The 12,396-nt window shown below is 61.4% G+C and carries 13 protein-coding genes; 10 read left to right on the top strand and 3 right to left on the bottom strand.

The annotated features are described in order from the left end of the window. Positions 1–196 precede the first annotated feature (196 nt). Entirely contained in the window at positions 197–2,617 is a 2,421-nt protein-coding gene (locus C9E81_RS12550; RefSeq protein ID WP_122112854.1) for a GcvT family protein, read from the top strand. A gap of 499 nt (positions 2,618–3,116) precedes the next feature. Here the strand turns inward: C9E81_RS12550 and C9E81_RS12560 are convergent, their stop codons facing one another. After that, a complete protein-coding gene (locus tag C9E81_RS12560; RefSeq protein WP_243698631.1) occupies positions 3,117–3,479 on the bottom strand; it encodes an ArsR/SmtB family transcription factor in 363 nt (120 codons plus the stop codon). Between the two features lie 31 nt (positions 3,480–3,510). Between C9E81_RS12560 and C9E81_RS12565 the strand changes: the two genes are divergently transcribed. Next, the gene (locus C9E81_RS12565) at positions 3,511–3,957 is read left to right on the top strand and encodes an SRPBCC family protein (protein ID WP_122112695.1); all 447 of its coding nucleotides are present in this window, start codon (positions 3,511–3,513) and stop codon (positions 3,955–3,957) included. 132 nt (positions 3,958–4,089) lie between these two features. Here the strand turns inward: C9E81_RS12565 and C9E81_RS12570 are convergent, their stop codons facing one another. Further along, positions 4,090–5,085 carry a hypothetical protein gene (locus tag C9E81_RS12570; protein ID WP_122112696.1) on the bottom strand — a complete coding sequence of 332 codons (996 nt, stop codon included), beginning with the start codon at positions 5,083–5,085 and terminating at the stop codon, positions 4,090–4,092. A gap of 254 nt (positions 5,086–5,339) precedes the next feature. On the opposite strand from C9E81_RS12570, the gene C9E81_RS22900 reads away from it, so the two are divergent. The 8 genes from C9E81_RS22900 (at position 5,340) to C9E81_RS12605 (ending at position 11,422) form a co-directional block, all read left to right on the top strand. Continuing rightward, positions 5,340–5,588, top strand: coding sequence for an EscE/YscE/SsaE family type III secretion system needle protein co-chaperone (locus C9E81_RS22900; RefSeq protein WP_166461898.1), 249 nt, complete (start codon positions 5,340–5,342; stop codon positions 5,586–5,588). A 15-nt stretch (positions 5,589–5,603) separates the two neighbouring features. Further along, complete coding sequence (locus C9E81_RS22905; protein WP_166461899.1) at positions 5,604–5,756, top strand: hypothetical protein; 153 nt, start codon at positions 5,604–5,606, stop codon at positions 5,754–5,756. Between the two features lie 114 nt (positions 5,757–5,870). Next, entirely contained in the window at positions 5,871–6,815 is a 945-nt protein-coding gene (locus tag C9E81_RS12580) for a SctD/MshK family protein (RefSeq protein ID WP_122112698.1), read from the top strand. A 9-nt stretch (positions 6,816–6,824) separates the two neighbouring features. Then, positions 6,825–7,184: a hypothetical protein gene (locus C9E81_RS12585; RefSeq protein ID WP_122112699.1), complete on the top strand. Its 360-nt coding sequence runs from the start codon at positions 6,825–6,827 to the stop codon at positions 7,182–7,184. 14 nt (positions 7,185–7,198) lie between these two features. Continuing rightward, positions 7,199–7,708 carry a tetratricopeptide repeat protein gene (locus tag C9E81_RS12590; RefSeq protein WP_122112700.1) on the top strand — a complete coding sequence of 170 codons (510 nt, stop codon included), beginning with the start codon at positions 7,199–7,201 and terminating at the stop codon, positions 7,706–7,708. Next, positions 7,705–9,762 carry a type III secretion system export apparatus subunit SctV gene (sctV, locus tag C9E81_RS12595; protein WP_122112701.1) on the top strand — a complete coding sequence of 686 codons (2,058 nt, stop codon included), beginning with the start codon at positions 7,705–7,707 and terminating at the stop codon, positions 9,760–9,762. The genes C9E81_RS12590 and sctV overlap by 4 nt, the downstream gene beginning before the upstream one ends. 47 nt (positions 9,763–9,809) lie before the next feature. Beyond that, entirely contained in the window at positions 9,810–11,003 is a 1,194-nt protein-coding gene (locus tag C9E81_RS12600; RefSeq protein WP_166461900.1) for a type II and III secretion system protein family protein, read from the top strand. Beyond that, positions 11,000–11,422, top strand: coding sequence for a hypothetical protein (locus C9E81_RS12605; protein ID WP_122112703.1), 423 nt, complete (start codon positions 11,000–11,002; stop codon positions 11,420–11,422). Before C9E81_RS12600 ends, C9E81_RS12605 begins: the two co-directional genes overlap by 4 nt. Positions 11,423–11,493: 71 nt before the next feature. On the opposite strand, the gene C9E81_RS12610 is transcribed toward C9E81_RS12605, so the two are convergent. Continuing rightward, a complete protein-coding gene (locus tag C9E81_RS12610) occupies positions 11,494–12,369 on the bottom strand; it encodes a tetratricopeptide repeat protein (protein ID WP_122112704.1) in 876 nt (291 codons plus the stop codon). Positions 12,370–12,396: the final 27 nt, after the last annotated feature.

Raw genomic sequence — 12,396 nt, forward strand, 5'->3', positions numbered from 1 at the left:
GGTGCCGAAGCAAGTTGAAATATGTCGGAAATATGGTTCTGCGGCGTCCGCCCGCACAATATGATCGGCTCGTTTCGATGGCCGGGGGGCTTTGCGCCCCCCGAACCTCCCGCAGGATATTTGTATGAAGAAGAAGAAGAGCGCAGGCTGCCCGTTGAGCGTTTGCCCGGCTTTTCGATCAATGACGCGAGGAATGATGCGGACGGAAGCGCAAGCGGTAGTGATTGGCGGCGGTGTGATCGGCTGCTCGATCCTGTATCACCTGACCAAGCTGGGCTGGTCGGATGTTGTCCTGCTGGAACGGGACGAACTGACCAGCGGCAGCACCTGGCATGCGGCGGCGAATATCCACGGGCTGCATGACAGCACCAATATCAGCCGCATCCAGCATTACACGATGCGGCTCTACAAGGAGTTGGAGGCCGAGACCGGGCAAAGCTGCGGTGTGTTCCAGCCCGGCTCGCTCTATCTGGCGCAGACCGAGGCGCGCGAGCATCAGTTGCGCCTGCAGGCGGCCAAGGCGAAGCTCTACGGGATGAATTTCCACGAGATCAGCATCGAGGAGGCCCGGCGGCTGAACCCGCTGGTCAATTTCGACGGTATCCGCTGCGTCATGTATGAGCCCGATGGCGGCAATGTCGATCCTTCCGGGGTAACCAATGCCTATGCGGTCGGCGCGCGCCAGCGGGGCGCCGAGATCCACCGCTTCACCCCGGTGACGGCGACCGAACAGCAGGCGGACGGAAGCTGGATCGTTCGCACGCCCAAGGGCGATATCCGCACGCAATGGGTGGTCAATGCGGCCGGGCTGTGGGGGCGCGAGGTGGCGGCGCTGGCCGGGGTGGAACTGCCGCTGCAGCCGACCGAACACCAGTATTTCGTCACCGAGACCATGGCGGATATCGACGGCATGGACCGCCGGCTACCCTCGGTCAGCGACCGCGACGGTGAATATTACCTGCGGCAGGAGGGCAAGGGCCTGCTGGTCGGCGCCTATGAGCGCGACATGAAGTTCTGGGCCGAAGAGGGCACGCCGCTGGATTTCGCCCATGACCTGTTCCCCGACGACCTGGAGCGGATCGAGGAGAACCTGATGAACGCGATCACCCGCGTTCCCGCCCTGGGCGAGGCCGGGATCAAGCGCGGCATCAACGGGCCGATGATCTGGTCGCCGGATGGCAATGTGCTGATGGGGCCGGTGCCGGAACTGGAGGGTTATTTCGTATGCAACGGCATCATTCCCGGCTTCAGCCAGTCCGGCGGCATGGGATTGATGGCGGCGCAATGGATCATCGAGGGCGAGACCGAATACGACATGTTCGCATGGGACATGGCCCGTTTCGACCGCTGGGCCACGAAGGAATTCACCAAGGCGCGGGTGCAGGATCAATATGCCCATCGCTTTGCCATCCATTTCCCCGGCGAGGAACGTAGCGCGGGCCGCCCGGCGCGGACCCGCCCGGTCTACGAGATGCAGCGGCAGATGGGCGCGGTCTTCGGCCTGAACGCCGGATGGGAGCATCCGCTGTGGTTCGCCGATGCGCCGGGAGCCAACGAGACCAACGGCTTCACGCGGCAGAACTGGTGGGAGCAGGTCGGGCAGGAATGCCGGATGCTGCGCGAGCGGGCGGGGATCATCGATATCTCGAATTTCGCCAAGTATCGCTGCAAGGGGCCGGGGGCGGAAGCCTGGCTGAACGCGGTCTTCGCCAATAACATGCCAGAGGCGGTGGGCCGCTCCTGTCTGACGCCGCTGATCGGCAAGCGAGGCGGGATCGCCGGCGATTTCACCGTGACCCGGCTGGCCGGGGACGAGTTCCGGATCATCGGCTCGGGCACGGCTGAGCGCTATCATAAACGCTTCTTCAGGCAGGTCCCGCTGCCCGAGGGCACGGAATTCACCTCGCTGACCGACGAAATCTGTGGCTTCAACATCGCCGGGCCGCAATCGCGGGCGCTGCTGCAAAGCCTGACCAATGCCTCGCTGGACAGCGCGGATTTCCCCTTCATGCGCTCGCAACAGATCACCTTGGCCGGGGTCGATCTGCTGGCGCTGCGAGTGTCCTTCACCGGCGATCTGGGTTGGGAGCTGCATTGCCGCAGCGCGGATCAGGTGCGGCTCTACGAGGCGCTGCTGGAGGCCGGGCGCGAATACGGCGCCGGTCCGGTGGGCAGCCGTGCGCTGATGTCGCTGCGCATCGAGAAGGGCTATGGTTCCTGGGGGCGCGAATACAGCCCCGAATACTGGCCACAGGAGGTCGGGCTGGACCGCCTGTGCAAGCTGGGCAAGGACTTCCTCAACAGGGACGCGGTTGCCGATACGCTCTCCCGTCCCGCCCGCGAGCACCTGGTGATGCTGCATCTGGACGAAGCGGATGTGAGCGCGTCCAATGCCGATGCCACCGGCGGCGAGCCGATCTTCAGGGACGGCGAGGGCATCGGCCGGGTGACCTCGGGCAGCTATGGATACAGCGTCGGGATGTCGCTGGCGCTCGGCTATGTGAAGAATGCTGAACCCGGCGATGCCGTTGAGGTCATGGTGCTGGGCAAGCCGCATCGTGCCACCATCCTGAAAGAACCGCCCTTCGACCCCAAAGGAAAAAGGCTGCGTGGGTGAAACACGAGCCGGGAAAACTGCGTCCGGATGCGCCTGACATGATGAACGGCCCTTTCCCGTTAAGCGGGATACTCAGTATTTGCCCGCCACCCGATGCGTTGGCACTCGGCATATCCTGTCGGCGGCAAGATTTACGCTGACGATCGGGACCGGGAACGTTCAGGAACTCCAACCCGCAAATTCGGGAGGAATGTCACCTGATCGGCCGCCAAAGCAGGTATCCGGACAATGCGATTGCAAGTAGCGTGATCCAGACAATGGGGAAGCCAACGAATACTGCGCCATAGGCGCAACCGCCTTCGAAGCAAGAGCCGAAAACGCCAGCCGGCGCCAGATAACCGGCAATATACACCGCAGCAAATCCCGTGATCATGATGGCGGCGATCGAAAAGATGATATATTTGAAAAACTTCATCTTTCGCGGGCGGGGCTCCAATCCCGGCCAGCGGGACATTTCCACGACACCATCTGCGCATTGTCTGACACGAATCGATCTGAATCATCTGATGCGCGGTGACTCCCCCTCTTCCACCGCATGTTTCAACTGGTTCAGCTTGCTTACCGCATAGGCTGCATAGGGGCCAATCCAACGTTCATGGACGGCATGGATGGGCAATGCGTCAAGATGGTTCCATCGTTCGCGCCCCTGCCGCTCGACGATGATCAGCCCGGCAGCCTCCAACACCCCGAGATGCTGCATGACCGTGCAGCGATCCAGTTCCGGCAATGCCTCGCACAAGGCGCCGGTGGTTTGGGGACCCTCCTTCATCAAATCGAGCATCCGGCGTCTGGCACGATGGCCAAGCGCCTTGAAAAGCATGTCTTCCTGATCCTCCGTCATCATGTTATAAAAATATAACATGTAGGGAATCAGCGCAAGGAGGATGCGTATCATGGAACTGAAATTCACGGTCAGCGGCCGAATCGCGAAACCTGTCGGCGATGTGTTCGATGCGGTGGTCAATCCCCACCGGCTCTCGCAATTCTTCACCACCGGCGGCGCCAAGGGGGTATTGGTTGCGGGAACCGAGGTGACCTGGGATTTCCACGATTTTCCCGGCGCGTTTCCGGTTCGCGTGCAGGAAGTCGTGCCAAACGAAAAGATCACCCTGCAATGGGAGGCGGATGGCGCTGCGAACACTTGGACCACCGTAACGATGACGTTTCAGCCGCTTGATGACGGCCGCACATTGGTGCGGATCAGTGAATATGGCTGGCCCGACACGGATACCGGCCTGAAGTCGTGCCTCGGGAACTGCGAAGGCTGGACCGGGATGCTCTGCGCCATGAAGGCGTGGCTGGAGCATGGTATCCGGCTGCGCGACGGATTCTACAAATAGGATGGATCGAAACGCCCGGGAACAGAAACATGAGGCAGGGGAAGAAGGTTCCCATTGCCTCAAATCCGTGGAAAATCAAAAAGGCCCCGCGACAATCGCGAGGCCATGGGTCCGGATGAACAGGGTATATGTTCAGAAACGATAATTCGGCGTAGCGATGCCGGAGAACAGGTTATTGTTGGCGAACAGGTTGTTTATCAGGCTCGAAAAGCCCATCATCATAGCGAACTGCATCGTTTCGCGGGCCTGGTCGTGATATACGCCTTGCTGCGCGAAGTCGCTGTTGTGATTGTGGAATGTCGTATCCCACAGGGCCGAGACCTCATATGACTTGACGGTGTCCTTGTCACCAGCCTGCGACATCGAGCCATCGGCGCGTTCGATCGCACCGCCACCCTGCGCGCCGCTTCCCTTGTCACCGTTACGGGCATCATCGTCGGCATCGAAAGTCTGGCCGATCAGGCCATGCGGCGTCACACCATCAGACACCGCGTTGTCGGTTCTGATATCCATGTTGATATGATCGCCCTGAGTCTGGAAGTTGACCTCCCATTCCCCTTTCTTGACGATGATCTCGCTGCCCTTGCGCTCGGCATAGCCTCCATTGCGCAGTTGGACCCGCTCACCGTCTTTCAACTCCTGTCCATTGATGATGGTGTTACCCGTCTTGTCGACCTGGACATAGTTGCTACCAGCGGTGATGCCGACCTTGCCGACGACGGTGGCGCCGTCATCACCCCATTTCTCGAAGGTTCCATTCATCTGGAACCCCTTGTCCGACAACAGGTTGTAGGTTTTCCCGGCTTCACCCTGAACGTCATACTGGCCACCATCAGCACCGATGAAATGCGGATCGCCCCAGATCCGGGCTTCACCCGAGATCGGCTTCATCGGCGACGCCGGCTGCCGGTCCAGAAAGGAAAAACCATTACCCGAGCCGTCACCGACCGGATAGCTCGTGTTTCCGCCAAGCATATCCGCCAATCCCTGCAGAGCTTGCGCCAGCCCACCGAAAAGATCACCGAAGCCACTGCCGAATATTCCGGTCTGCACAGGTGCAAATGCAGAAAGCCCCTGCAGCGCGGGTCTGGGAGAGTTAATGTTGAAGTTATTCGTGATGTTCATCATCGAAACGGTCCTCAGATTGAATAGTTACCTCGGTCGCCAGCAAAGCCAGTCTGCCGCAAACAGATTTCAATCATATGACGATGGCAGGGTTTCCTGACGCCCGCCCCTCCCTTTCCATAGGCAGAAGATCGCCTGCCGGGGCCTCAGAAAATTTTCGCTGGATTCTTCATGCTGGCGTTACATTCGTCGGCCAGCTTGCCTGCGACTCGCGGGGCGGCTTTATCCCCGGCGCTCGGCTCGAACGGAGAAATGTGTTGTCTGAACGTACGATCGAAATCGTCGAACTCGATAGGCGCCTCGGCTCTGATCCCGACGGGGTTGAACTGAAGCGCCTCACGGAACGGCTTACGGCAGGTAAAGGGCGTGTGGTCCAGGAAATGGGCCGTGGAGTGAGCACAGATGAATATGCCCGGCTCTCTCTTCTCGCTCAGGCATATGATGCTGGCATCGATGCGCTGCCGAAGTTGTGGGCATCCATCAATGAAGATCCAAATCCTCAATAGAAGAGAGTGAACGCTATGGATATCGGTTCGTCGCTGGCTGAAATGAAATCGATGCAGAATCAGGCTCTGCAGACCCAGACTGAGATCAACAAGCAGTCGATGCTGTTCAACACGGCTATGGCCGCAAAGGACGCTCAAAAGAAAGCCTGGGACAAGGTTCACGGCTGATGCCGCCCGGAAGGGCGCGGCTTCTGTCGCGCCCATTTCTCCGACGCATTCCTTATGCCGTCCGCATTCCCGCGGAAGCGGCATTTTGGTAGTTTGAATGAACCGGACAACCGAATGACGGCGCGAGCGAAACCCTTCCTGCTGACAGTGCTGAGTGGCCCGAATGCTGGGGCACGCACAAGTTTCGCAGGCGGAAAGATGCGTATCGGCGGCGGAAACGAGGACCAGATCATCCTCGCCGGCGTGCCTGCCGGTGCGATGACGCTGCGTGCCGATGGCGAGACGCTTCGCGTTCAGGCGGGAGCCGAGGGGATCCATTGCCATGACGGCGCAACCGGCTTCGCCCACTCCTTGCCCACGGATGGAAAAAGCTTCGAGACTCGTTTACCGGCGACGCTGCGCCTGAATGACGAAACCATGATTGTCCTGTCCCGGCTTGGGCCCGCGGCCTCACGCAGCAGTGGGCGGCGCATGATGGTCGGCGTCGCCGTGGTGGCGATGGTGGCGGGGCTATGGATAGGTGCGCGACTCGACGGCCCGGCTGCGCAGGGACTGATTACGCAGGCGCAAGCCTCCTTGCCGGCGGATTCGATACCCCCCAGGGAACGGACTCGCCCGGAACGCGAAGCAATGCTGACCGCAACCTCGCCGCGCCGTGAATGTATCGAGGACTGCATCGAAAAAGCCGCAGTGTCATTCGACGAACGGCTTGATGAAGCCGGACTTGACGGGCTGCAGCTTGTCGCCGAACAAGGGGTGTTGCGCGTCACGGGGACCATGACAGAAGGGCAAGGCGAAACATGGCGCCGCTTGCGCGCCCGTTTCGAGGCGGATTTCGGACAAAGCCTGCCCCTGATCAGCGAGATCAGCGAAGGCACGCCGGAGCCGGTGCTCGCGGTGTCGTCCGTCTGGCTGGGCAAGGTCCCGGAAATCCGCACCAAATCCGGCAATGTCTTTCGCGTCGGCGACACGACCCCGGACGGCTGGGAAATACGCGGTATCTCCGTTGGTGAAATCCGAATGAGCCGAAATTCGCGGAATATATCGGTGCGGTTCTGAGGAATGTAGATGGCCAACCAGATAACTCCTTTCCCGCCATTGCGCAGCGCCACTACCGCGCCTTCGATATCCGCAACGCGCCCGGCACCGCCGAAGCCCTCGGCGGAACCATATATTCCGGCAGACCGGTCAGAAGCGCGGAAGGAAGATGTCGGCACCGGCTCCAGCGGTTTCGGGGCCATTCTCGATCAGGGGCTGGGTCATGCGCATCTACCCGACCCGATCGAACTTGTCGCCGCTCTTGAGGCCGCGGGCGAACACGCGGACATGGCCGACAGAGCCGTTCCGGGTCTTGGCAAGCTGGTTTCAGCGGTCATCGAGGATGAGGCGCGCAAGTTGCTGCGTTATCTCGACCTGCGTGCCCTGTAGATGAGTCTCCGACTTTGACCCGGTTACCGCTGATCCTTGATCCCGACCGCTACCTCGACGGCCCGCTTGCCCCCGGACAGAGCGTCAAGGCATTCGCCTACGATACATGGCAATCCGGGACCAACGATGCCGATGAGGACGGCAGGGGGGCGGCAGGCCCGCACAGAGGGCATGGCGAGGTGCTGGCCTCGCTGGGGTTGATATATTTGCGTCACGGCGACCCCGCGCGGGCGATGGTTCTAGGCCTTGCCGCCATGTCGATGGGGGATCTGTCTCCCAAGACGATCCTGATGATCGGCGAGGCGATGCTGCTGGCAGGCGATCCGCAGCAGGCATCAGCCGTGCTGAGCCGGTTCGACCGCGATGACGGGCTTGCCACGCCACCCAGCCAGGCCGAGCGGGCTGCACGCCATTACATCGCCGCGCGGATCCATGACCGGCTCGGCGAAACCGAGCGGGCGCGGGCAGAGCTGAAGCAGGCGCGTGATATCGTTCCCGAAAAGCCGGTCGAGGACAGGATATGAATCGGCTGCCCAGCCTGCTGGCCCGGCTGGCCGCGCGCCAGGATCTGGCGCTGGTAACGCTGCTGATCCTGATCGTGTTCATGATCGTGCTGCCACTGCCTACATGGCTGATCGATCTGGCTATCGGCTTCAACCTGTCGCTATCGGTGCTGATCCTCGTCGTGGTCGTCTACCTGCGCGATCCGACCTCGTTCTCGACCCTGCCTGCCATTCTGCTTTTCGCCACGCTGTTCCGGCTTGCGATCGGCATCTCGACCACCCGGATGATCCTGCTTCAGGCCGATGCCGGTCAGATCGTCGAAACCTTCGGCACCTTCGTCCTTGGCGGCTCGCTGGTCGTCGGGATCGTGGTCTTCCTGATCATCACCATCGTGCAATTCATCGTCATCACCAAGGGATCCGAACGGGTAGCCGAGGTTTCCGCACGGTTTTCGCTGGATGCGCTGCCCGGGCGGCAAATGTCGATCGACAGCGATATGCGGGCGGGCGAAATCGACATGGCCGAGGCCCGCCGCCGCCGCGCCGCGCTGCAAATGGAAAGCGAATTCTACGGCTCGATGGACGGGGCAATGAAATTCGTCAAGGGCGATGCGATTGCCGGGCTGATCATCATCGCCGTGAATATCCTGGGTGGCCTTGGCGTCGGTGTCGGACAGAACGGGATGAGCTTTGGCGACGCCATGCACCTGTATTCGGTGCTGACCGTCGGTGACGGCATGGTCAGCCAAATCCCTGCACTGCTCATCGCGATCGGCTCGGGGATCGTCATCACACGGATCACGCATGAAGGTTCCGATGACCTGGGCCGGGACATCGCCGGCCAAATCGGCGGCAGTTCGCGGGCATTGCAGGTCGCCGCGCTTGTGCTGCTGGGTTTCGCCGCCATTCCCGGCTTTCCCACCCTCACATTCGTCGCACTTTCCGCGTTGTTCGGCGGTATCGGCTTCGTGGTGGCCCGGCGCGCCCGTGCCGCTGCCGATGACGATCTGGCGTCGGCACGCAGCCCCGGCGATACCCGTCAGGATCTGATGATGATGCCGATGCCGCCAGTTCAACTAGCCATCGGCCCGGCCCTTGCTGCCGGTATTGAACGTGCGGCATTCGACGAGGCTGCCCTGCGTGAACGCACCAAGCTTTTCGACGAACTCGGTGTTCCTTTCCCGCGCCTGCAGCTGGCCGCCGATCACGAAGCTCCCGGTGATCGATGGCAGTTGCGGATCGAGAACGTTCCCGTGGCCGAGGGATACATGCCCGCCGGACGGTTGCGCCTGATCGACAGGCCCGATGCCGCCCGGATCATGGGAATCGATGTCGAGCACATCGAAAGTGGCCTCTCGCGCGATCAACAGGGCTGGTGGTGCGCAACAGGTGCCGCGGCTGAGCTGGACCGCGCCGGGATCCCCTACCATACCCCGGCCGAAGCGCTTGCCCGGACCGCCGCTTCGCGGCTGCCGCGCCATGCTGCAGAGTTTCTTGGCGTACAGGAAGTGACCGCCCTGCTCGCCGCGACCGAAACCCGCTATGCCAATCTGGTGACCGAGGCACAAAAGGCGCTGTCGTCGCAAAAGATCGCCGCGGTCATGCGGCGGCTCGTCGAAGAGGAAATCTCGGTTCGCAACATGCGGATCCTGCTTGAAACCATCGTCGATTGGGCCCCTCGCGAAAAGGATCCCGAGCTTCTGGCCGAATATGTGCGCGCGGCTCTTGCCCGGCAGATCAGCTACAAGCATGCGGATGCGGACCGGCTCATACCCGCCTATGTCGTCGAAACCGATATAGAGGAAACGATCCGCAACGCCATTAGACAGGCGCCATCGGGCATTTACCTGGCGCTCGAGGCGCAACAATCACGCAGATTGCTGGAAACGCTCAAATCGGCGGTGGGGGCAATGGATGCGCATGTCTCGGCCCCGGTGTTCCTGTCCAGCATGGATATCCGCCGCTTCCTGCGCCGTTTCCTGACCAGCCATGACATGAATTTCCCCGTCATGTCGCACAAGGAAGTCGCCCCCAACTACAAGGTACAACCAATCGCAATGCTGTCGCTCAAATGAACCGGACCACTCAATCCCGCCTGCCCCGCCTGATTTGGATCATCCTGATGGCGCTGCTCATTCCCGGCCTGGCTACCGCCCAATCGCGGCTGGTCATCGATGCGGGCGAGGGCAGCACCGTCGAGCTGCCCGCCCAGACAGAAACCGTCTTTGTCGCCGACCCGATGATCGCCGATGCACAAGCGGTCTCGCCCAGCTCGATCTATGTAACGGGCTATTCGCCCGGCAATACCGTCATCATCATGAACGATGCGAACGATCGCCAGATCGCTCAATACATGGTCGAGGTGCGCCCTTCGGGCGGTGGTGGCGACGCGTTGCTGGATCCGAGGCTTTCGGCGGAGCAGCGAGGAAACACCGTAATCATCTCGGGACAGGCGAATGATGTGCAGGCCGCGCGTTCCGTTACCGCAGCGCAGCGCGCCTATCAGGAGCAGGATCTCGACGTGCAGGACCAGACCACCTATACCGGTGGCGGCACACAGGTATCCCTGCGGGTTCGTTTCGTCGAGGCCTCACGTCAGGACCTGCAGCGCCTCGGGGTCGATTTTTCGGCGCTCGGATCATCCGCCGGCGGCCCGCTTCGGGTAGTGACCGGGCTTGGCGATCCGACCGGCTTCGTGAATGGCGGCGCGGCTTCCGGGCCGGGCATCGGCGGACGGGCAACCTCGGGCAGCTTCACCATCGATGCACTGATCGACGCGTTGGAAGAGCGTGGTGCGGTGCAGATCCTTTCAGAGCCAACCCTGACCACAGTGTCGGGGCGCCGCGCCAGTTTTCAAGCCGGAGGTGAAATCGCCTATCCGATCAATCAGGGAGACGGCGTGATTACAGCCGCATTCAAGAATTACGGCGTGTCGATCGATTTTACGCCCACTGTCCTGCCGAACCGCCGTATCGCCATCGAGGTAAAGCCCGAGGTCAGCTTTCTGGATGCCTCGTCATCGGTTCAGGTCGAAGGCTTCCGGGTGCCGGGCGTTTCGGTGCGCCGGGCCGACACCACCGTGGAGGTCGGCAGCGGCCAGACATTCGCCATTGCCGGACTTTACGAGCAGTTTTCCGAGAACAGCGGTTCCGGCGTGCCGGGACTGAGCCAGATCTTCGGTCACAATACCCGCTCGCGGCGGGAACGCGAGCTGATGATTTTCATCACCCCTTATCTCGCCGACGCTCGCGATGCAGCGCAGCCGCGCCAACAGAGGCCCGCACCGCAGGCAACCGTAGGATTCATTACCAGATGAAACACACGCTGATCCTGATACCGCTGCTGCTTGCCTCTTGTGCCGAGCCTATGATCCGCGATTCCGACGTGATCCGCAGGGCCGCCGACCCGGCCTATATCCATGGCGAGGCGGGCATTGTCCCGGTGTCATGCCAGGGGAATCTGTCCAGCTATTCATCGCGACCTTCAGGATGCCAGCGTGATCTGGTTTTCGCGTCGCAGGTCGCCAATCCGGCCGATCTGATCGATCCGGTGTCGCCCGGTCCGGGCCCGGCCGGTCCTGTCGGCCGGGCGGCCGATGCCTACATCAATCCCGATCCGGCCGCCGGGACCGGCGCAACCGTCCCCAACCTGGACCTACCCGGCACCCCGCGCCGCATCTATCCACAGCAAGCCGCACCCTACGACCCTTATGCCGGCATGACGCTTCCTCGCTGATGAGCACCGGACGGATAGCCCGGAGCTGCCGATCACCGTCACGAACCGCCCTGATGGATGGCGCGCATCATTCAGGCACCTGCGAGGATTCCGAACGCCCTTATTCCTTCGGTTCTGGCCCGCCGTCCAATCGCGATGATCTGCGTGATCTCGTCCGAACCGATACCCAGTTGCGTCCCGTCCTGGCGCGCCGCCGCCTCCTGCCCGGCTATGCCGCCAACCAGCACCAGGTTGCGCCGGTGTGAATAGCTCGCATCGGGAGCAAAGGCGGCGGCTCTTGCTATTGGATAAGCTTGGGGATCATGGCTGAGCGCCGAGACAATCGCGAGATTGCTCCGAACATCCAGATCACGTGGATTACCCTTTCTGGCCAGTTCCAGCACCGCGCGCGCTTCGGTCAATCGGTTCAACCCGGCCAGGGCACCGGCACGCAGCAGCAGCACCCGGACCTGTTGGTCCGGAATCGCCTTCACTGTCTCCAGTGCGCCGCCGTAATCCCCAAGAGCCAATTGTCCTTCGCCATATCCCAGCAGCGCGTCACGGTCATTCGGCGAAACCACCAAGGCTTCGCGATAGGCGCCCATGGCCTGGCTCCATTGCCCCCGACCGGCCTGCATATCACCGATTTTCTTCAGCGCCTCGATGTCGTTGGGATCTTGCTTGAGATCATATCGAAGCTGCGCCAGATGTTGTGCCTCGCTGGTAGGACGGGAGGTATCGCTGCCGAATTCCGCGTCTGTACAACCAGCAATCAATGAAAGCGCGATCAGCCCCATCGGCAACCGGATTTGGCAAAGCCTCGTGATACAAGCAAACACTCTGATCGGATCCTGTCTTTCTTTCGTTATCGGGCCGCGAGCCGTCGCGCAGCTTCTTTCACAGGAATGTAACAGTTTGAAAACAATGGCCGGGAGAGAGGATGTTTCCATGCATGGCATGAAAGCCATGCACGATCCGGCTTGATTGCATGTTTA

Source organism: Paracoccus alkanivorans (genome assembly GCF_003697785.1).
Lineage (GTDB): Bacteria > Pseudomonadota > Alphaproteobacteria > Rhodobacterales > Rhodobacteraceae > Paracoccus > Paracoccus alkanivorans.

Bases quoted from the DNA above. Each gene is read 5' to 3' on its own strand.
- C9E81_RS22905 (WP_166461899.1), top strand. From the start codon at position 5,604: ATGGATATCGGTTCGTCGCTGGCTGAAATGAAATCGATGCAGAATCAG.
- C9E81_RS12600 (WP_166461900.1), top strand. From the start codon at position 9,810: ATGGCGCTGCTCATTCCCGGCCTGGCTACCGCCCAATCGCGGCTGGTC.
- C9E81_RS12560 (WP_243698631.1), bottom strand. From the start codon at position 3,479: ATGTTATATTTTTATAACATGATGACGGAGGATCAGGAAGACATGCTT.
- C9E81_RS12570 (WP_122112696.1), bottom strand. From the start codon at position 5,085: ATGATGAACATCACGAATAACTTCAACATTAACTCTCCCAGACCCGCG.
- C9E81_RS12605 (WP_122112703.1), top strand. From the start codon at position 11,000: ATGAAACACACGCTGATCCTGATACCGCTGCTGCTTGCCTCTTGTGCC.
- C9E81_RS12580 (WP_122112698.1), top strand. From the start codon at position 5,871: ATGACGGCGCGAGCGAAACCCTTCCTGCTGACAGTGCTGAGTGGCCCG.
- C9E81_RS12550 (WP_122112854.1), top strand. From the start codon at position 197: ATGCGGACGGAAGCGCAAGCGGTAGTGATTGGCGGCGGTGTGATCGGC.
- C9E81_RS12565 (WP_122112695.1), top strand. From the start codon at position 3,511: ATGGAACTGAAATTCACGGTCAGCGGCCGAATCGCGAAACCTGTCGGC.
- C9E81_RS12585 (WP_122112699.1), top strand. From the start codon at position 6,825: ATGGCCAACCAGATAACTCCTTTCCCGCCATTGCGCAGCGCCACTACC.
- sctV (WP_122112701.1), top strand. From the start codon at position 7,705: ATGAATCGGCTGCCCAGCCTGCTGGCCCGGCTGGCCGCGCGCCAGGAT.
- C9E81_RS12610 (WP_122112704.1), bottom strand. From the start codon at position 12,369: ATGGCTTTCATGCCATGCATGGAAACATCCTCTCTCCCGGCCATTGTT.